17 protein-coding genes are annotated in these 20,298 nt (G+C 67.0%); all 17 read right to left on the reverse strand.

The window, feature by feature from the left end:
• Positions 1-223: 223 nt before the first annotated feature.
• Positions 224-925, reverse strand: a complete 702-nt coding sequence (locus NW198_RS05290) for a 5'-methylthioadenosine/adenosylhomocysteine nucleosidase (protein WP_258340306.1) — start codon at positions 923-925, stop codon at positions 224-226.
• Between the two features lie 168 nt (positions 926-1,093).
• Complete coding sequence (locus tag NW198_RS05295) at positions 1,094-1,582, reverse strand: S-ribosylhomocysteine lyase (RefSeq protein ID WP_087315586.1); 489 nt, start codon at positions 1,580-1,582, stop codon at positions 1,094-1,096.
• A 242-nt stretch (positions 1,583-1,824) separates the two neighbouring features.
• Positions 1,825-2,589, reverse strand: coding sequence for a mechanosensitive ion channel family protein (locus tag NW198_RS05300; RefSeq protein ID WP_258340307.1), 765 nt, complete (start codon positions 2,587-2,589; stop codon positions 1,825-1,827).
• A gap of 84 nt (positions 2,590-2,673) precedes the next feature.
• Complete coding sequence (locus tag NW198_RS05305) at positions 2,674-5,181, reverse strand: ATP-dependent helicase (RefSeq protein ID WP_258340308.1); 2,508 nt, start codon at positions 5,179-5,181, stop codon at positions 2,674-2,676.
• Positions 5,182-5,285: 104 nt separating this feature from the next.
• The gene (locus NW198_RS05310) at positions 5,286-5,738 is read right to left on the reverse strand and encodes a MarR family winged helix-turn-helix transcriptional regulator (protein WP_258340309.1); all 453 of its coding nucleotides are present in this window, start codon (positions 5,736-5,738) and stop codon (positions 5,286-5,288) included.
• Between the two features lie 142 nt (positions 5,739-5,880).
• Entirely contained in the window at positions 5,881-6,723 is an 843-nt protein-coding gene (locus NW198_RS05315; RefSeq protein WP_258340310.1) for a Cof-type HAD-IIB family hydrolase, read from the reverse strand.
• Complete coding sequence (locus tag NW198_RS05320; protein ID WP_258340311.1) at positions 6,723-8,477, reverse strand: class I mannose-6-phosphate isomerase; 1,755 nt, start codon at positions 8,475-8,477, stop codon at positions 6,723-6,725. Before NW198_RS05320 ends, NW198_RS05315 begins: the two co-directional genes overlap by 1 nt.
• Before the next feature lie 9 nt (positions 8,478-8,486).
• A complete protein-coding gene (locus NW198_RS05325) occupies positions 8,487-8,828 on the reverse strand; it encodes a hypothetical protein (RefSeq protein ID WP_258340312.1) in 342 nt (113 codons plus the stop codon).
• 103 nt (positions 8,829-8,931) lie between these two features.
• Entirely contained in the window at positions 8,932-9,783 is an 852-nt protein-coding gene (locus NW198_RS05330) for a PTS system mannose/fructose/sorbose family transporter subunit IID (protein WP_087315600.1), read from the reverse strand.
• Positions 9,783-10,640 (reverse strand): PTS sugar transporter subunit IIC, encoded by an 858-nt coding sequence (locus NW198_RS05335; protein WP_087315602.1) that lies wholly within the window; start codon positions 10,638-10,640, stop codon positions 9,783-9,785. The genes NW198_RS05330 and NW198_RS05335 overlap by 1 nt, the downstream gene beginning before the upstream one ends.
• A 134-nt stretch (positions 10,641-10,774) precedes the next feature.
• Positions 10,775-11,272 (reverse strand): PTS sugar transporter subunit IIB, encoded by a 498-nt coding sequence (locus tag NW198_RS05340; RefSeq protein WP_087315604.1) that lies wholly within the window; start codon positions 11,270-11,272, stop codon positions 10,775-10,777.
• A 59-nt stretch (positions 11,273-11,331) separates the two neighbouring features.
• The gene (locus NW198_RS05345) at positions 11,332-11,769 is read right to left on the reverse strand and encodes a PTS sugar transporter subunit IIA (protein ID WP_087315606.1); all 438 of its coding nucleotides are present in this window, start codon (positions 11,767-11,769) and stop codon (positions 11,332-11,334) included.
• Between the two features lie 592 nt (positions 11,770-12,361).
• On the reverse strand, positions 12,362-12,622 hold the full coding sequence (locus tag NW198_RS05350) for a helix-turn-helix domain-containing protein (RefSeq protein WP_258340313.1): 261 nt from the start codon (positions 12,620-12,622) through the stop codon (positions 12,362-12,364).
• 183 nt (positions 12,623-12,805) lie between these two features.
• The gene (locus NW198_RS05355; RefSeq protein WP_258340314.1) at positions 12,806-16,492 is read right to left on the reverse strand and encodes an S-layer homology domain-containing protein; all 3,687 of its coding nucleotides are present in this window, start codon (positions 16,490-16,492) and stop codon (positions 12,806-12,808) included.
• 649 nt (positions 16,493-17,141) lie between these two features.
• Complete coding sequence (locus NW198_RS05360) at positions 17,142-18,167, reverse strand: alpha/beta hydrolase (RefSeq protein ID WP_258340315.1); 1,026 nt, start codon at positions 18,165-18,167, stop codon at positions 17,142-17,144.
• A 175-nt stretch (positions 18,168-18,342) separates the two neighbouring features.
• Positions 18,343-18,789 (reverse strand): low molecular weight protein-tyrosine-phosphatase, encoded by a 447-nt coding sequence (locus tag NW198_RS05365; protein WP_258340316.1) that lies wholly within the window; start codon positions 18,787-18,789, stop codon positions 18,343-18,345.
• An 8-nt stretch (positions 18,790-18,797) separates the two neighbouring features.
• Positions 18,798-20,294 (reverse strand): D-alanyl-D-alanine carboxypeptidase family protein, encoded by a 1,497-nt coding sequence (locus tag NW198_RS05370; RefSeq protein WP_258340317.1) that lies wholly within the window; start codon positions 20,292-20,294, stop codon positions 18,798-18,800.
• Positions 20,295-20,298: the final 4 nt, after the last annotated feature.

A 20,298-nucleotide genomic window follows, 5' to 3' on the forward strand; every position in this document is an offset into this window, starting at 1 on the left:
GCGCTCAAACAGCTTGCCGCAGAGAGCGCGGCAAGAACTCGCGGCGGACGTTGGCCCGCCCGTCGCTGCTCAACCTGTTGCGCGACGACCGCAAGCACAGGCAGATAAGCCGACCCGAGCGCGCCGTTGACGTCCGCCGCGAGTTCCGCAGCCACGCTCTTTGCGGCGAGGACTTTCCGAGCGCCGGATGTCAATGGCGCGCTCGGGTCGGCGGTCAGGTTGGCTAGAGCGCGGTGACCATGTGCTCGACGATCTTGGCGCAGCGCTCGGCGGAGGCGCGCTCGAAGGTGGCGTAGTCCATGGCCTGGCCCTCGGTTCCCGGCTTGTCGGAAATCGCGCGAACGATGACGAAGGGCACCCCGTTGGCCTCGGCCGCCTGGGCAATCGCGGCTCCCTCCATCTCGCAGCACAGGGCCCCGAACTGCTCCACGATGCGACGACGGGTGGACTCGTGGCAGACGAACTGGTCGCCCGACGCCACGCGGCCGGCGAGCACGTTGACCTCGGGCGCCGCCGCGGAAGCAGCGGCAAGCGCCGCCTCGCGCAGGGCCGCGTCCGCGACAAACTCCACCTGCTCGCGGCCGGGGATGAGACCCGGGGTGTAGCCGAGCTCCTCCACCGTGAAGTCATGCTGGACGCAGTCCGTGGCCACGACGAGGTCGCCGATGTCGAGGCGGGCGGCGTCGAGCGATCCGGCGATGCCCGTGTTGATAAGGTGCGTGCAGCCGAAGTGGTCGGCCAGGGTCTGGGCGCAGATGCCGGCGTTCACCTTGCCGACGCCGCACTTGACCACGACCACGTCCTTCTCGCCCAGGCGCCCCGAGCAGAAGTCCGTGCCGGCCACGCGCTCCACGTGCGCGTCCGCGAGCTCGGCCTTGAGGTGCTCCACCTCGACGTCCATGGCCCCGATGATCCCGATTTTCATGTGCTCCCCTTCCGTTCGTGAAATGGACGGTTTCTCGTCCCAGAGTGTCCAGAATCCGCACGCTAACGATTGAGGTGCGTGAAATGGACGGTTTTCTCGCCTAAAACGTCCAGAATCCGCACGTCAGCGGCTGAGGTGCGGGAGATGGACGGTCTGACGAGAAGGGCGTTAGTCCTGCGGGTAGACGAGGTGCGCCTCGTCGATGTCCGTCAGCGTGTCCGCGACATAGCGGCGCGCCCACCACTGGGCCTGCGCGAGATCGGCGTCGTGCCAGTTGCCGCACTCCTCCGGGCGCGCGCCGGGAATCTCGCCCTCGAAGTCGCGGACGAACTCGAAGGTCTCACGCACGAGCGGCGCCACCTCGACAGAGGTGTGCTCGCCAAAGAGGATGAGGTAGAAGCCCGTGCGGCAGCCCATCGGGCCAAAGTAGACCACGCGGTCGCGCCATTCCGGGCTGTTGCGCAGATAGGTGGCGCCCAGGTGCTCGATGGCGTGGACGGCCGCGGTGTCCATCACGGGCTCGCGGTTGGGCGCGGTGAGCCGCAGGTCAAAGGTGGTTACCACGGCTCCGGTGGCCGGGTCCGCGTCCACGCGGGACACGTAGACGCCCGGCTCGAGCGCGAGGTGGTTGACGGTGAAGCTGGCGATCTTCTCCATGGGGCTCCCTGTGACGAGGCTCTTCTCAACGGTTCTTTGCTTCAGTTTAGCGTCCGCAAGCCTGCACGATGCCACGCTCCTGCGTAGACCCGGTGCCGTTGTAGGCAGTTTTTTGAAAGCGGCCCCAGTAGGCCCATCACTCGCAGAGAAAAACTGCAGGTAGTGGACTTGCGAAAAACTCGCTACTCAGGGGGTTGCTCAAAAACTGCCTACAACGTTGAAGGGCACCTCCTATGGATGCCCTACAGCGCGCTCGCGAGCCAGGGTCTGCCGGAGAGGGCCCGCGCAAGACGGTCCTGCGCCGTGGAGCAGACCACGTCGCGGCGCACGTGCAGGCGCACCTCGCCCTGCGTGCCGTAGGCGGTGAAGGCCGTGAAGATGACGTCGGTCTCGAAGGCGGGGTCAAGCAGGTCGGCGAGCTCGCGCGCCGCAACGCGGCAGCACTCGTCCGCCACGGCGTTGAGATCCGCGCCCGGCACCACCGCGATGGGAACGCCGCAGTAGCCCACGCTCCAGGGCGTGATGCGCGTGAGCGCGGTCTTGGAGAGCACCGAGTTGGGGATGACCTCCCGGGCGCCGCCGCGCATCATCACGGTGGTGCTGCGCCAGTTGACGTCGGTCACCTCGCCGGTGACGTCGCCCACGGAGATGTAGTCCCCGGGCTGGACGGCCTTGCTCAGCATGAGGCTGATGCCGCCGATGATGTTGGCGATCGTGTCCTGCATGCCCAGGGAGACGGCGATGGAGACCACGCCGAGGGCGGCGACAAAGCCCGCCGGGTCCACGCCAAAGACCGGTCTCATGACGCTGAGCAGCGCAAGCACCCAGATGACGGCACGGGCGATGTTGATGAACAGCGACGCGCTCGGCAGGTTCGAGGCGTCGAGCAGCTTGTGCATGAGCCGTATCACGAAGCGCTCGATCAGCCACGCTATGACCACCGCCACGACGAGCGTCACGCCCTTGTCGAGCCAGCCGCCCGCGTCGATACCCAGAAGATGCTCCATGTCGCGCCTCCTCCTTACGCGTACGCATAAATCAACGGTCTCGTGCCTGAGATTTATGCGAACGCATAAAACTCTATGAGCAGCCTACCCCTCGATCTTCACGAGCGGGGCAAAGCCCTTGAGGAGCTTCTTGGTCTTGCCCGTGCGCGTGAACTTGACCTCGATGGTGTCGCCGGAGACGGAGAGCACCTTGCCGGGGCCAAAGGTCTTGTGGGAGACCGCGTCGCCGGGCGAGAAGGACGCGCTCGCCGCAGGCCGTGCCGGAGCCGCGGCCGTGGGTGCCGCGGCAGGCCGCGATCCCCCGCCGGTCGAGCGCGTGCGCGAACCGAAGACGTTGCCGCCGTAGACCGAAGACCCGCGCCCGCTGCCGAAGGTGCCGTGGCGGTCGCCGCGCTTCTCCCAGCCCACGCCGGCAAAGCCCGACGAGCCCACACCCACGCGCTCCACGTCCGCGGACGGGATCTCGTTTAGGAAGCGGCTCGGCGGGTTTGCCTGGACCGAGCCAAAGGTGCGTCTGGTCACGGCATGCGTGAGGTAGAGCTTCTTGCGGGCGCGCGTGATCGCCACGTAGGCCAGGCGCCGCTCCTCCTCAACCGCCGCCGGGTCGCCGTCGTAGGAGGCGTGCGGGAAGATCCCCTCCTCCATGCCGGCGACGAACACCACCGGGAACTCCAAACCCTTGGCCGAGTGAATGGTCATCATCGTCACCGCATGGGTCTGACCAGCCAGCGAGTCCAGGTCAGACCTCAGCGCCAGCCACTCGATGAGCGCGGGCAGCTTCTCGGACGCGACGGGCGGCCTGAGAGGGACAGGCGCCGAGGCGGCGTCCCCAGCGGGCGAATCGCCTTGGCGAGCGAGCGAAGCGAGCGCTGAGCCCGTCGGGGACGCCGCCTCGGCGCCGGACGGCTCGATCGCGCCCGCGGCACGCAGCTGCTCCAGGGACTCGAGGGTCTCCACGGCGTCGTGCGTCTCGTCGAACTCGGCGGCGACGCCCATGAACTCCTTGATGTTCTCGATGCGGCCGTCCGCCTCCACGGAGTGCTCGGCCTCGAGGGCGCGGATGAGGCCGGAGCGGTCCACGATCGCGTCGACCACGTCGGCCAGCTCGCCGGTGAAGTGGCGCCCGGCCTCGATCACGCCCGTGAACTCCGCGAGCGCCTGGCGCACCTTGGCGCCGAGCAGCCCCGTCTCCGCGATCGCCATCTCGCAGGCGGAGAAGAACGAGATGCCCTCGTCGGCCGCGAGCTCGCGAATCTTGTTAATGGAGGTGGTGCCGATGCCGCGGCGCGGCGTGTTGACCACGCGCAGGGCAGCCACGTCATCGTCGGGGTTCACCACGAGCTTGAGGTAGGCCATGACGTCGCGCACCTCGGCGCGGTCGAAGAAGCGCGTGCCGCCCACGATCTTGTAGGGCACCCCCGCGCGCAGGAACATGTCCTCGAGGATGCGTGACTGCGCGTTGGTGCGGTAGAAGACGGCCATGTCGTCGTAGCTCGTGCCGCCATCGTGGAGCTTCTCGATCTCAGAGCCAATCCAGCGGCCCTCGTCGCGCTCGTCGGAGGCCTGGAACACGTGGATCTTCTCGCCGTCCCCGGCGTCCGTGAACAGGCGCTTGGGCTTGCGGCGAGCGTTATTGGCCACCACCGCGTTGGCCGCGGCGAGGATGTGGCCCGTGGAGCGGTAGTTCTGCTCCAGGCGCACCACGTGGGCGTCCGGATAGTCCTTCTCAAAGTCCAGGATGTTCTGGATGTCCGCGCCGCGCCAGCTGTAGATGGACTGGTCGTCGTCGCCCACGACCATGAGGTTGCGGTGGCGCGCGGCCAGCAGGTTGGTGATCGCGTACTGGACGTGGTTGGTGTCCTGGTACTCGTCCACGCTGATCTGGCGGAAGCGATCCTGGTAGCGCTCCAGAACCTCGGGGCGGCGGGAGAGCAGCTCGAAGGTCTTGACGAGCAGGTCGTCGAAGTCCATCGCGTTGGCCTTGGCGAGACGCCGGTCGAGCTCGCGGTACACGCGGGCGGCGGCGCGGTCGGCGGGGTTGGGCGAGCTCGCCATCTCGTCCGGGCCCACCATCGCGTTCTTGGCCGAGGAGATCTTGGAGCGGATGGCGTTCATCGGGAACTGCTTCTGGTCGATGTCGAGGTCGGCCATGATGGACTTGACCAGGCGCTTCGAGTCGTCGTCATCGTAGATGGTGAAGTTGGGCCGGTAGCCCACGAGCTCCGGGTCCTCGCGCAGCATCCGCACGCACATGGCGTGGAAGGTGCAGACCCACATGCCGCGCGTGCCGTAGGGCAGCAGGGCCTCCAGGCGCTCGCGCATCTCCGCGGCGGCCTTGTTGGTGAACGTGATGGCAAGGACCTGCCAGGGGCGCACGCCCTCGTCGGCGATCATGTGCGCGATGCGGTACGTGAGCACGCGCGTCTTGCCCGAGCCCGCGCCCGCGAGCACGAGCAGCGGCCCGCGCGTGCACTCGGCGGCCTCCCGCTGGGCGGGGTTGAGCCCCGAGAGGTCGATGGTCGGGGCAGGTGCGGGCGCAGGCGCCGCAAAGCCGCCCGCCTGCGGAAAGAGGGTCTGCTGGTCCTGGGTCATGGAGCTCCCACGTTCTTCTCGGCAACTGATGCCCTACGAGTGTAGCGGCCCGACCGGACAGAAACTGCCGAGGAGCGAGAAGAACACAGGGCCTTGGGCGGAAGCTACTTGCGCCTCTTGGACTCCCCGATCGAGATGTCCTTGTCGTAGGTGAGGCTGTAGGCAATCTCGAGGCCGCGCAGCAGCTCGCGCGCATCGTGCTCGCCCATCTTGCTCAGGGTCGCGGCGAGGCCCGAGACCCCGCCCGAGCTGTTGTCATGGGCGTATGCGCGCCCCTCGTCGGTGCAGTAGACGATCACGCGGCGACGGTCGTTCTCGTCCGGGACGCGCTTCACGTAGCCCTTGGCCTCCAGCGAGTCCAGGATGCGCGTCATGCGGGGGCGGGTGTAGCCGAGCTTGCTGGCAAGGTCGGACGGGTTCATCCCCTCGTCCTGGCGGGAGAGGTACTCGAGCACCGGGTCCTCGCCCATCGACATGCCATAGGCCGTGCCAATGGAGCCCTTGGCGACGCCTCGGGAGTACATGATGAGCTTCTTAGCCGCGTCCTCGTAGTCCATCCTCGCGCTACTCGTCCCTTCCAGCGAGCACACGGAGCTTGTCGCCCCACCAAACTCAAGTTGGTTAATGGTAGCAACTTTTTCCTGAGTTTGCATGAAGAACACCTCCCGTGAAAGCGAGAAAAGCGATCCTGTCGGGACGTCACGACTCCCCGAGAAGCGAGAAGATCGTCTCAGCGAGGCCGTCGTGGTCGTTGTCGAGCGCGGTCACGCGCGCGGCCGCGGTGCGCACCTCCGCGGGCGCGTTGGCCATGGCCCAGCTCTGAGACACCGCACGCAGCATGTCGATGTCGTTGCGGCCGTCGCCGAACGCCGCAGCGCGCTCGAGGGGCACGCCGAGGTGCTCGCACACGGCGCCGATGCCCTCCGTCTTGCTCGCGCGCCCGTCCATGACCTCGCAGAGAATGGACGAGGACCTCACCACGGAGAGCTGCGGGAACGCCGCGCCCAGCTCGCGCTCCGCACGCTCGATGGCCGCGGGCTCGCCCACGAGCAGGAACTTGTGGAGCCCGCGCTCCGAGAAGTGCTCCTCGAGCGTCCCCTCGACGGACTCCACGCCCACGATCCGCTCCTCGCGCGCCACGCGCGGGTCACGACGGTCCGTCGTCACCCACGTGTGGTAGCCATACGCCATGCAGCAGAGCTCGGGGAACTCGCAGGCAACGTGGTCACGGACCTCGAGCGCGCACCCGAGCGCTATGGGCCTGCTCAGAAGCTCCTCGCCGGCGGCATCGATGACGTAGGCCCCGCTGTAGCACACCGTGGGACCGGAGCACCCCAGCTCGCGCCTTATCTCCTCCAGCGCCTCCGGCATGCGGGCCGAGACCAGCACGAGCGGCACGCCGCGCGCAGCGAGCTCGCGCGCCGCCGCGGCGGTCCGCGGGCTCACCCGATGCGCCGCATCGAGGACGGTCCCGTCAACGTCCGAGAACACCACCGAGGGCAGGGCACCGTCGCCCGACGCCCCGCAAAGCGCGTCAGCCATCATCTCTCCTCCGTACCGCGCACGTGCGCGCGCATCAGCATCGCAGTCGATCGTCCGTCGTTTCTTATCGCGAAGGCGCCCGTCGCCGCCGGGACCACGAACGTCTCCGCGTAGTGCACCCTCATCGGCTCGAAGGCGCCCTCGGGGCTCTCCACGAGGACCTCCTCGCCCTCCACCAGGTTGAGCACGTTGACGGTGCCCGCCGTGTCGAGAAGGGCGCGCCCGCCGGGCCCCACCGTGTAGCGCCTGGTCTCCAGCGGCTCCAGCGCGTGGAGCCCGGTGCGCTCCACCCGCGCCGCACCGCAGGGCTCGTCGACGTCCGCCACCTGGTCCACGAGGCTCTTCTCGACCCACCCCGTGGTGCGGTCCCATCGAATGACCTCGCGCCCGTGCTCGAGGTGCACCGGGCGCGGCCGGCCGTCCAGGCCAAGTCGGCCCCAGTCCCAGAGCTTGAACGTGAAGATGTAGGGCGTGGCGCTGATCTCCAGGACCATCGTGTTGGCCCCGGCGCCGTGGATGGTCCCTGCGGGAATGAGGAAGTGGTCGTGCCTTCGCGCCGGGATGCGGTTGACGTAGCGCGACGCATCGAAGGGCTCGCCGCCCGCGTTGGCCTCCTCGAGGGCGCCCATCACCTCCGCCGGGTCCACGCCCTCGCGAAGTCCCAGATAGACGCAGGCGTCCTCGCCCGCGTCCAGGATGTAGTAGCTCTCGTCCTGCGTGTAGGCCATGCCAAACGCGCGCCGGATGTAGTCCGTGGTGGGGTGCACCTGCAGCGAGAGGTTCTGCCCGCCCATGGTGTCCAGGAGGTCAAAGCGGATGGGGAACTCCGCCCCGTAGCGCGCGTAGACGCCCTCGCCCAGGAGCGGCAGCGGCCGCAGGAGCGTGAGGTCCATCGCCGGCACGCGCACCACGGCGTTGTCAAAGGCCAGGGCGAGCGCGTTCTCCTCGGGCACGCCGTCGAAGGACCAGGCGTAGTTGGGGGCGTCATCCGGCAGTCCAAAGCGCTCGCGCATCCACTGGCCGCCCCACACGCCGGGGTCGAAGTACGGAACCGTGCGGAAGGGACGGCTCGCCGCAACGTCCAATGCGTCCTGGAGCGCCTCGCCTGTGACGGCGCGGGGCGCGCCCGCCTCCACGGTGTCCACCACGAAGTCCGCCCGGGGCAGCACGCGGGCCTTCACGCGGTCCGCCAGGCGCCACTCCACGAAGTAGCCGCGCTTGACCTTGCGCAGGACGTCCTCGCCCGCGTTGTCGCAGCCGTAGTTGGGCATGCCGGCGCGGTAGCGGAGCTGAATCTCCCAGCGCGTCACGTCCGCGTAGACGAGCACGTCACCGGGGTGGACGAGCGTCGCTCCAAAGCCGCAGACCACCACGAGCCCCTCGGCGCTCGCCACCCGCTCGCGCGCGGTGGCAAGCGCGTCGGCGTCCATGAAGTCCTCGAGCTCGCCGAAGCACATGCGCCCGAAGACGCGGTCGTCCGTGAGGAAGGGCGCCATGCGGCGCGTGAGCTCCGCCGGCTCAGGGAAGAGCTCCCGCGTATCGAGAAGGACGTCCGGCCGCAGTCCGCGCAGGGCGTCCAGCAGCTCGTCCTCCCGCACGCCCGGGTAGCACTCGCACGAGACCACGACGCGCGACGGGCCCGCCGCGCGGAGCTCGTCCACGCGGCGGGCCAGTGCGGCCAGCAGGGCGCCATAGCCAAGAAGGACCTCGTGCCCCGGAACGGGAACGGTGGGGAAGCGGTCGTACGAGCCCATGGGGAGGCGTCACCCCCGCCCGTTCTTCTCGGCACGCTCGCCCTTCTTGGCGCCGGCGTCCAGGTCCACGCCCGCGGCGTCGAGAATCGCCCGCACGTTCTTCTTGGCGTTGGTCGTGCCCACCTTGAGGACGACGGACATGACCGCGCCGACCACCAAGACGATGACGCCGAGCACGCCAAAGCCCGTCGATCCCCCGCCGTAGAAGCCCCAGTAGCCCACGAGGAAGCCGGCGGCCACGAGCGAGTAGCCCAGGCGCAGCCAGACGTTGAGGCGTTGGATGGCGTCGGTCTGGAGCTTGGCCTCGCGGACGAGGTCCTCGCGAGTCCAGTTGGAGGTGTCGAGTGCCATGGTCTTCCTCTCGGTAGCGGCGTGCCCGGGCCGCACAGGGGGAGACGGCGGCCCGGGCAGAAGGAGGTATGCGAACCTAAAGGTGCGGTGCGTCGAGCGGGGCTTACGCGGTCGGCGCAGCGATCGTGGCGGCGCCGAAGAAGCCCACGGCAGCGCCGACGAAGGCGATGACGAGCAGGATCAGCATCGTGACGATGGGGCTGACCTTCTTCTTGGTCATGAGCCACCAGCACAGGATGGTGAAGCCGAGCGGAAGCAGCTTGGGGTAGATGCCGTCGAGCGTGCCCTGGAGCGTGCCGCCGCCGGGAAGCTGCAGCGACGTGGAGATGGAGACCCAGGTGGCGCAGACGGCGCCGATGACCATGGTGCCGACCATCACGATGGCGTCGCGCAGGGCAGTGGCGTTGGGGCCGACGAGGGCCTCGACCGCGGCGCCGCCGAGGTCATAGCCGCGATAGTACGCGAGGCGCATGCCGAAGTAGGCGAGCAGGTTCCACACCACGATGTAGAAGATGGCGCCGAGCGGGCTGCCGCCCTCGGAGAGGCCCATCGCGATGCCGAGCAGGATCGGGATGAGCGTGCCGACGATCAGGGAGTCGCCGATGCCGGCGAGCGGGCCCATGAGGCCGGCGCGGATGCCGTTGATGGTCTCGTCGTCGATGGCCTCGCCGTTGGCGCGCGCCTCCTCGAGGCCCACGGTGACGCCGACGATCATGGAGCCGATCTGCGGCTCGGTGTTGAAGAACGCGGAGTAGGTGGTGAGGGCCTTCTGCTGGTCCTCCTTCTTGTCGTAGAGGTCCTCGACGATCGGCAGCATGGAGACCAGGTAGCCGAAGGTCTGCATGTGCTCCTGCGAGAAGCACGTGAGGTTGCCGTAGTACCAGTTGCGGAAGGACTTGGCGAGGGCCTTCTTGGAGACCTTCCTGCCTCCCTTGGCGGCGGTGGTGTCAGCCATTAGATGTCCTCCTCTTCCTCGTCGTCAGCTGCGGTGAGCTCGCCGGACGCGGCAGCCACCACGGGACGGTTCTTGAGCGTGGAGATCTGGAAGTTGATGAGCGCGAAGAAGCAGGCGATCGCGGAGGCGGCGATGAGGTTGCAGCCCATGACCGCGGCGAGCGTGAAGCCGAAGAAGAAGGTCAGGAAGTCGGTGGGCTTGGCGATGACCTGCTTGAGCAGGATGGCGATACCGACGCAGGGAAGCAGGGAGCCGAGGGCGAACAGCGTCTTCATGGGCAGGCCGTCCATGGGCAGGCTGTTCATGATGAAGCTCACCATGTCCTGGCCAAAGTACACGATGACGAACGTGGGGATGAAGGAGCAGACGATGTGGGAGATCCAGGGCAGGACCATGTCCACGAGGTAGAGCTTGTGGGTGTCACCCTTCTCGAGCCACTTCCAGCCCATGCCCTGCCAGGCGAGGTTGATGGTGGCGGTGCCGTAGAAGAGGATGGCGCCGAGGGTGCCGCAGGTGGCGCCCAGGGTCGTGGCGAGGGCGGCGGCGTCGGCGCTGTTGGGGTCGAGGCCCTGGGCCTTGACGGCCATCATGGCCAGCGGGATGCCGATGTAGCAGGCTGCGCGGACGTCGGCGGAGACGGTGCCGCCGGGGGTGACGAGAGCGATGTAGACGACCTGGATGGCCATGCCCACGATGATGCCGAGGGTCATGTCGCCCAGGATGAGGCCGACGATCAGGCCGGCGACGAGCGGGCGCCCGAGCGTGTAGTTGCCGATGGACGTGCCGCCGAGGCCGGGCATCGACGCCAGGCAGGCGAACAGTCCCAGCAGCGCCGCCTGGAACACGTTGATTACCATACGTACCACCTTTCCTAGAGTGGTGTCCCCGTGGGGACGGATTGCTTGCCGGAGCGGCGGCCTCCCGGGTTGCCGCCGCGAAAGCAACGAGCTCGCATAACGTGACAAAGGGACAGTCCCTTTGTCACGTTATGCTAGAAGCCGAACTGGCCGCGGAACTTGTCCCAGGTGCCGGTCTCCTTGTCGGGGATCAGGCGGAAGTCCACGGTGTAGCCCTTCTTGGAGATGGCCTCGAGAGCCTCGGCCTCCTCCTGGGTGATCGACTGGTTGTTGCCGATCTTGGTGGTGCCGGGACGGTCGTTGCACGGACCCACGATGACCGTCTTGACGTCGTCGGGGACAAAGCCAAAGTTCACGAGGATCTCCGCCATGTCAACGGGGTTCTTGGTGATGAGGAAGTAGCGGGTCTTGGAGTCGCGGACGGTCTGGGCCTTCTCCTTGAAGTGCTCCATCGTCCACACGAAGGTCTTCTTGTCGGGAGCGGCGCTCTTGTAGGCGCTCTTGAGGACGGGGTTGGACGCCGCGGCGTCGTTGACGGCGATGATGCCGTCGCAGGGGTACTCGAGGGCCCAGCGGGTGACGGTCTGGCCGTGGATCATGCGATCGTCGATGCGGACAAACGAAACTGCCATGTTCTTCTCCTTACGCGTGTTCTTATCCTTATGGCGGGCACGCCCGCCCTTATCCGCCGCTAGAGGTCCTCGTCCTCGCTCTCGTCCTCGCCGCCGAGGTCAAGGGCCATCTCGGAGAGGGCCGCCTGGCCCTCGGAGACCATGGAGGCGCAGAGGGCGTCCTCGTCATCGGTCTGGAGGTCAAAGGCCGCCGTGAGCGCCATGGGCAGGTTCACGCCGCCAAAGGCGCGCGTCTGGGCGAGAAGCCCATGGGCGGCGAGCGTGTTGAGCGCGTTGGTGAGCGGCGAGCCGCCGATGAGGTCGCCGAGGACGATCACGCGGTCGCTCGTGGTGATGGGGGCGATGACCTCCTCGAGCTCGCTCACGTACTGGTCGGCTCCCTCGCCGTCACGAAGGCTGCAGCTCAGGATATCGTCGCGCTTCCCCACCAGCATGTCGAGCACGCTGTGCAGGCCCGGGGCAAAGGTTCCGTGGCTAACGAGAAGCAGGTATCTCATCTTGGGGTTCCTTTCGTTTGCTGGCTTGCCGAAGCTTAACTCTCGCTGAAATTGATTGTCGTTATTAACTATTAACGGCACAATCAGATAGTTGTCAGCGGTAACTATTCGTCGGTTAACGGTAGCAACTATTTCGCGTGAACAACTATTATCGCGGCGTCGGCAGACCGGCCCCTGTCCCCCGTCAACGCATCTGTATGGGCGTCTAGCTGCGCAAATAGTGCTCTCGAAGGAGAATGGCACTTGTCGGGCGCCTTGCCAGCGTGAGGAGAAGTGATTACGAAATCGCGCCCATCGCGCGGCGAACGGTAATTGCGCTTACGAAATTGCGCTTGTCGCACGAGGCCCTTTGCAGAACGGGCGCTCTCTCCCCTCCCCCTTGCGATGCGCGCGGTTTCGTAAGCTTTTCCGGCGCGCGCGGGTGCGACGGGCGGCGATGGTTAAGCGAGCGGCAGCCGTCTGCGCGATGAGCGGGATTTTCTAAGCGAGAAGAACCTCGGGCGTACTACGGGCGGGTTTTCGTAAGCGCCGAGAGCTGACGGCGTGCGACGGTCGAAGTTTTTAAAGCACGGCCGAGAAGAACGCGGCGGGGCTAGGAGTCGTCCCGTGCGGGCTCGCGTTTGTCCTCCCCGTCATACTCAACCGTCGGATCGAGGAAGAGGCGGTAGGTCTCGACGCCGAGCGCCTCGGAGATGGCCTGGACGTTCTTGAGGGAGATGTTGCGCTTCTCGAGCTCGAGCGAGCTGATGTAGGTGCGATGCAGGTGGCTCTTCTCGGCCAGCGCCTCTTGGGAGAGCCCCAGGCGCTTCCGATACGTCCGGACGTTCACGGCGAAGACATGCGTCACATTCATGGATACCCCTTTATCTGGGCAATATCCGTGAATGCAGACAACCGGTCTACAGACAATACGTATCGTCAATTACTTGATGGCACACAGAGGCGCTCTCTTCAGAGTAAAACGAGAAGGGCGCCCGGCCCCACCCCTTTGCGGGAGCGGGACCGGGCGCCCAGGACATAGGACGATATGGTCGCGCTACTCGGCGCGCGTCTCCCAGTTCCAGAGGATCGCGGCGCCCTCGGAGCGGGTCAGGGCGCGCCCGGGCTCGAGGCCGGCGGCCCCGCCGCTGAAGACTCCCTCGGCGACGGCCCAGCTCATGGCCTCCTCGGCCCAGCCGGAGAGCTCGTCCGCGTCGGCGAAGGCAGAGAGGTCGGCGCGGGCGGAGACGTCCTCGCCGGCGACCTGCGCGCGGTTGTAGAGCACGCACGCCGCCTGCTCGCGCGTGATCGCGCCCGCCGGGTCGAAGGACCCGTCGCCGTTGCCGTTGAACACGCCCTCGGCGAGAGCCCAGGCCACGCCGTTGGCGTACCACTCGGAGGCGGGCACGTCGGACGGGAGCGAGGACAGGTCTGCCTCGGGCTCGCCGGCCAGGCGGCAGAGGATCGTCGCCATCTCGGCGCGGGTGAGCGACCTGCCGGGCCCGAAGGTCCCGTCGCCGTAGCCCAGGATGGCGCCGGAGGTCACCGCCCAGTCGACGGCGTCGTGGTACCACTCGGCCTGGTCGAGGTCGGCGTAGGAGTGCGTCGGGCAGAGCTCGCCGCCGTCGCATCCGAAGGTCACCTCGACGGTGACGTCGCCCTTCGGCATCTCGAACACCCAGGTGTTGGCCTCGTCGCCGGGCTCGACCTCGACGGCCTCGCCCTCGGCGTCGGTGACCGTCACGGAGCGGACCTCCTGACCCTCGTCGGGCGTCGCCGTGACGGTGACCTCGTCGCCCTCCTCGGGGGAGGCGTCGGAGACGGTGACCTTCCCGCCCTCGGACTCGGGGACCTCGACGTCGTAGGTCGGCGCGGAGGGGGTGGAGGGGACGCTCGGGACGGAGGGCTCGGGCTTGGGCACGAAGGTCCCGTTCTCGCCCGGGACGAGACCGGCGTTGCCGGGGTCCACGACGTTTGTGTCACTGGCCTCGACATTGCCCTCAAAGGTGATGGCAACGAACCCGTCAATGTTCGTGGTCACATTCGAGTTGGGCTCGAACTCGATGACGGACTTGTCCTGTGTTCCGCTGACGCGGATTCCCACGGGTTTCACACCAGTGAAGTTCGCCGTAGCGCCCTCAGCAAGCGTCAGCTTCGCCTCACCGCCCTTGTCATCGACGTTGACGGCATACCAAGAGTTATTGCCAGTCACGAACTCTACGGTACCGTTGAGCGTGACATCGGAGTTGTTGACCACGAGCGGAGCACCAGCATTTCCTTCAGTATGGTCGAGGACAACGTTCCGAAGCGTCGTGGTTCCATCGGCCTCGAAAACGTTCACGACATGCTTGTTGTCTTCGGTTGCCCTGATGGTGCCGTTCTCGATGGTCACATTGTCCGCGGTCACGTTTACCACGTGCGAATCATTGGGATAGGTACTCACAAAGTCTTCAGCCGAGGTAATAGTGTGGCCGTTGAGGTTAAGCGTCAGGCCGTCCTTGTTAAGCTCAAGCTGCTTGGAGAGCTCGACGTCCTTCTCGACCATCACGGTGCCGCTATCACCGGCCGTATTGATGGCTTCCTGGAGATCAGTATATCCCACGCCATCAACCGAGGCCTCAGCGAAAGTCTCAGGCTCAGGGGCATTAGCGTCAACCGTGAAGCTGTGCGCGTCGACGCGAGCGCCGCCGGTCGCAGCGTCATCGACGCCGTAAGCGTGCGCAACGTTATTGTAAGTGGCGCCGGTGATGGATACGACATTTGGAGTCTCGAGCTCCTCCTTCACGAAGTTGCAGTATACGGCGTCATACAGGTCGGTGAACGTGCAGCCAGTGAGATTCACGGAGACGCCGGAGACATTGCCAGAGACGACGACGGCGTGTCCGGACTTATCGCCCTTATTGGGCCCGCTGAACCGCACGTCGTTCACGGTGAGCGAGGTGTCGCTCTTCAGGCCCTCCATCGTGGCAGAGAAACCGTCGAGGTTGGTGAAGGCGGTATAGGCGCCTTGCCCCCCGTTGCCCTTGATGTTGATGGCATTGTTGTTGCCGTTAATCACGACAGCCTTGCCCGCGGGAACGGTGATGGCCTTCTGGAGGTTGACGTCATCCTTGAGCTCGACTGCTGTCTGACTCTCGGCCGCGCAGTTGACCGCCATCTGCAGATTGTCAAAGTTGCGGTCCCCGACCGTGGCTAGGACGTTTATGGGATCGCCTACCTTGGGCCGCTCGCTCTCGGCGGCAGTACCATCGATGGCGTTCTGGCCGAGCTGACCAGTTGCCTTATCTTTATAGTACGCTTCAGTCGTGGGGTAGTAGCCGTTTTCCAGCTTACCGCCGCCAAAAGACTGGACCGCATAAATAACCTCGGAATCGTTGGAGAGTGAGAAGATGAAGGCTCCCCCGTTCTCCTGATGGCCCACTCCGCACCACACGTTGGTCATGGTCGCATTGGTGACATGCAAATCGCCCTTTGACCCACCATTACCGACAGCGTAGAGGAAGCCGTCGAAAGAGCAGTTCTCGATGGTGACAGAGTTGGCAGTGCCATTGAAGCAGACGCCCTGATTGCCCGCACCGTCAATGTACTCGAAATCGACGCCGCTAATCTTCACATCGCCGTTAATCTGATTCATGACCCAAAGGGATCCATTGATGGTAGAGCCACCTTCGGCGCCCTGAATGGTCAGTGGCTTGTTAACGATGACGTTCTTGACGCCACTATTAGACGCCTCCTTAACCGTGAACGGTTCGGAGGTAAGCTGGACGGTAGCGCCTTCGGGGGCAGCGTCGAGCGCGGTCTGGAGGTTGTCGTAGTTGCGGCCGTTAACGGTGGCAACGACGGGGGAGGTAGTACCGGCAGCGGGCCTGCTGGTCTCGGCAACAGAGCCCTTCACACTTGTGCCACTGCCGAGGGAGTTGTTGTCCTTATCTGTCATGTAGTCGGCAGCCGTCGAGTAGTAATAGCCCTTCGAATCCGTCGCACCCTCAAAGGCCCAGGTCTGAACGGCGTAGATCGAGTTGCCGGGATTGGAAATCCCAACAGACTTAATCGAGTTGTCGTTGCGCTCCGCAACGGAGAGGCCGCACCAGGTGTCGGTCAGCACGAGCTCGGAGACGCTCACCTCGCAGCCCGCAGCATCGGAGTTCACGGCGACGCCGTACTGGAACCCCCTAATCTCGGCATTGCTTACCGTGAGGGAGTCAACGCCCGCGCTCGGCATGAGGATGCCCATGGTGGTGTTGTAAACGCTGGAGTCGTAGGCAACCGTAAGACCGGAGATTGAGATGCTAGTTGGCCCCTCACCGTCAACAGTATCCAAGCCATCCTGATAATAGGAAATCGAGCCCTTGACGATGGTCGTGCCGGCACCCGCGCCCTCGAAGTTCACCACCTTGTCGAGCCTGTCGGACAGGGTGTACTCCCCCTCGCCGAGGACGATCGTGTCCCCGGCATCGGCAGCCTCGACCGCGTCCTCGATGGTGTCGAAAGTTGCGCCCTCTTCGCCCTTGATCGTGATCGACCCCGCGGTCACACCTGTCGTGCCCTGCTCGCCGGTCTCGCCTGCGCTCTCGACCGTGCTGGCCGCAGGCGCCGTCGTCTCGCCCTCTGCCAGGGCAACGACCGGCGCGGCGCCCAGTGCGAGCGCCAGGCCGAGCCCAGCGGTGACGACGAGGCGCGCGCCGCGCTTCTCGGCCGGCTGCGCGTTGGTCTTGGCATTCGCAAGCGGAACTCTCTTACTCATGAGAACATACTCCCTACCATGTTTTTTCGCCGTGGCGAAGTACGGATATGTAGACTATACGTATCACTCTGCTGGTAGAAGAGTCAAGTAAGCTGTCCGTCAGTGGGCAGATAATATATGGCTGCCACCGTGTAATTGCCGTATTGTGCGCAAAAATGCCGCAGCCCCTACCTGTGGAGGGCTCGCGGGAGAGCTCCGGGAGCCTGGCCCCATGATCACTCTTGCTGGCGGAAACCGTTGGTTCGCCGGGCGTTGCGGGTTTGACAGCTGGGGCACGAAAGGGGCCTGAGGCCGTTGCGGCTTTGCGAGTCAGGGCACGAGGGAGACGGGGTCGGGGGCGCGATATCGCGATCGCGCGCCCCGCATGGCGTCCGGGGACGCGCGTTCTTCTCGTCTGCGTTGCGGCTTTGGCGGTCAGGGCACGTCAAACGTGCCCGGAGGCGCGCCGGGAGGAGGGCATCCGGACCGGGCGAATGCCACGGCTGGGATTCCGACAACGCCTCGCGGACGAATCGCGCCCTGGGTCGCATATCCGCAACGTCTCCCAGCCGCAAGGCGCTCCCCCGCTGCCGCCGCGCGCCCTGGCCGCGATTTCCGCGACGCCCCGCGCCCAGCCCAGCCCGCGCGCCACGCCGCCGCAGCCGCGCCCCTACGTCCAGCGACCCAGGAACCCCAGCACGGCGCCCCAGTAGCGGCCCGGGTCCGCAAAGACCGAGCAGCAGTGCCCCGCACCCGAGAAGCACCGCAGCTCGTGGCCGGTGCCCGCGCCCGCGAGCTCGCGGGCCATCTCGACGGGCACCACGCGGTCGAGCTCGCCGTGGAGCAGAAGCACCGGCACGCGCGTGCGCGCGAGCGCCTCCACCGGCCGGGCAAGACGCAGGTCGTAGCCGCCTGGCGCGCGCATCAGGCGGCGCCGCGCGACGTCGAGCAGCGGGTGCGCCGCGACGGGCGGCGTGCCGAGCGAGCCCGTCTCCACCACGTTTTCGGCCGTGCGCCAGAAGTCGGAGTAGCCCGAGTCCGCCACGCAGGCGCGGACCTGCGGCGGGAGGTCCTGCTCGGCCGTGGCCATGAGACAGGAGGCCGCACCCATCGAGATGCCCATGAGCGTCACGCGCGCGCCCTCCCCCGCCCGGCCCACGACCCAGCGGGCCCAGGCCACGAGGTCGCGCCGGTCGAGCCAGCCGCACCCGACCCAGTCGCCCCCGCTCGCGCCATGCGCGCGCAGGTCAACAAAGAGCAGGTTGAAGCCAGCCTCAGCGTAGCGCCGCGCGTAGGTGAGGCCGGCGCGCCAGTTGTCGTGGTAGCCGTGGACAAAGACGAGCCAGCGCGGGGAGTCCGGGCGACACGCGAGCACATGACCGGCGAGGCGCGTGCCGTCGTCGGAGGTCGCCCACACGTCCTCGACGCCCACGGGCTGCGCGTGCAGCCAGCGCCAGGTGCGGTCCGCCTCCTCGGCGCGGTCCCACTCGATGACCTCGCCCTCGTGGGCGCTGAGCCCCGGGGACATGTCGCGCACGCGGACGTCCCCGCCTCCGCCCAGGTAGGGACCGAGCTCCTCGGAGCCAAGGTCGCGCTGCGGGCCGAGCACGGCCGGCAGCAGCCTGCCCACGACCACGGCGGCGCCCAGGCCCGCGCACGCGCGCGCCAGCGCTCGAAGGCCGTTCTTCTCGCCCATGAGGCCCCCTTCCGTCGTCGACCGCCGCCCTCGCCGCACCCGACTGGCATTTTAGGGTATGTACACTTCACCCTCTTAAGAGATTAGCGTTTCCGCAGGTAAAAGACATGCCGAGAAGAACGGGCGAGGCGGAAAACCGTACAAACCCTCAAAGCGGGGCACGCGCCCGCTCGAGCTAGAGTGCCGCGAGCAGGGCCTCGCAGCCGGCGAGCACGTCGCGGTAGGTGGCGTCGAAGTCACCCGTGTACCAGGGGTCCGCCACGTCGCACGGGCGCGCGGTCCAGTCGAGCAGGCGGCTCACCTTGCCGTCCGGGTCCCCGCCGAGGATGCGTGCGAGGCCGCGGGCGTTCTCGGCGTCCATGTAGACGATGTGGTCCCAGCTGTCGTACTCCTCGCGCCGCATGCGCCGGGCGCGGTGGCGCCCCACCGGGATGCCCTCCGCGCGCAGCTTGGACACGGTGCCGTAGTGCGGCGGGTTGCCGAGCTCCTCGGAGCTCGTCGCCGCGGAGTCGATCACGAACTCGTCCACGCGGCCCGCGCGGCGCACGAGCTCCTCCATCACGAACTGCGCCATCGTCGAGCGGCAGATGTTTCCGTGGCAGATGAACAGGATGCGGGTCATGGCTCCCCCTACCGGCGCGCGTGCTTGCCGGGCGCCGCGTGCTTGCCCGCCTTGCGCGGCTTCTCGGGCAGGTCGAAGCGCTGGCCGCCGGCGCCGGGCTTCACGCGCGGACGCTCGCCCACCGCCATCTGATAGCGGGAGTCACCCCTTTTGCCCCGGCGAACCGCCCAGGACACGAGCCCCACCACCACGAACAGCGCCACCACGGCGGCCACCGCAATAGCGGCGTGCACCGGGTCAGAGAGCCACCACATCACGTAGGCGGGGATGGAGAGCTCCAAGGCCTGCGCGGCGGACACGGTAAACGACGCCATCCACTGGCCGTCCAGCGACACGTCGACGGTGCCGAGCTGCTGGCCCTCCTCGACGGGCGCCATGAAGGCCCCGGTCTCGGGGTCGGTCCCCTCCCACGTGGGCGTGAGGGTGAGGTCGGCAAACGTCGTCCCGCGCGGGACCACGGCCGAGAAGCCGCCGCTGGAGAGCGCCTGGACGGTCTCGCCGTCGTCGGAGAGCATGACGTCCGCCACGCCCAGCACGTCCCCCGGGTTCACGAGCGCGCCCGCCTGCCAGGCGCCGAAGCCCCAGTCGAGCATCGAGCGCATGTCGTAGAAGTTCTCGGTGACGCCCTGGTCGTCGGGCACGCCGGAGGCGCCCAGCGTGACGCCCACGAGGGTCATCCCGTCCCTATCGGCGCTTACCACCAGGCAGCGGCCGGCGTTGTCGGTGTAGCCGGTCTTGCCCGCCGTCACGACGCCCTCGCCCACGTAGACGGGGCTCTCGGGGTCGATGAGCTGGTCGGTGGTCTCGAGCGTGCGCGCGGGATTGCCGCTCGTGGCGGGCAGGTCCCACGTCGCGGAGCCCGCGATCTCGCAGAACTCGGGGTAGGCGATCGCCGCCTTCATGATGGTCGCGAGGTCGCGGGCGGTGGTGTAGTGATCTTCGTCGGGCAGGCCGCAGGGGTTGGCAAAGTGCGTCCCCGTGCAACCGAGCTCGGTCGCCTTCTGGTTCATCAGGTCCACGAAGGCGTGCCAGTCCCCGCCCCCCACGTAGCGGGCGAGCACGTAGGACGCGTCGTTTCCGGAGGGCAGCAGCAGGCACGCGAGCAGGTCGCGCACAGAGAGGGTCTCCCCGACCACGAGCCCCGCGACGGAGCTCTCGGGGGTGACCTCGTCGAAGTCGGCCTCCTCGACGGTCACCAGCTCGTCCAGGCCCACGTGCTCCAGCGTCACGAGCGCCGTCATGACCTTGGTCGTCGAGGCGGGCTCGCGGCGCTCGTCGGCGTTCTTGTCGAGAAGGACCGTGCCGTAGTTGGCCTCGACGAGGATCGCCGCGGGCGAGGACACCTCGGGCGGCTGCTCGGCGGAGTAGACGGGGTCGTTGGGGGCGGCCGCGACCTCGTCGGCGAGCGCGACGGCCGGCGCAAGGGCCGGCGCCAGCGCGCCGGCGCAGAGGACGGCGGCGAGAAGGGCGGAGGCGGCGCGACCGGCGAACGTGTGCAGTCTCATCGTG

The organism is Thermophilibacter sp. ET337 (genome assembly GCF_024733715.1).
In the GTDB taxonomy this organism is placed as follows: Bacteria; Actinomycetota; Coriobacteriia; order Coriobacteriales; family Atopobiaceae; genus Thermophilibacter.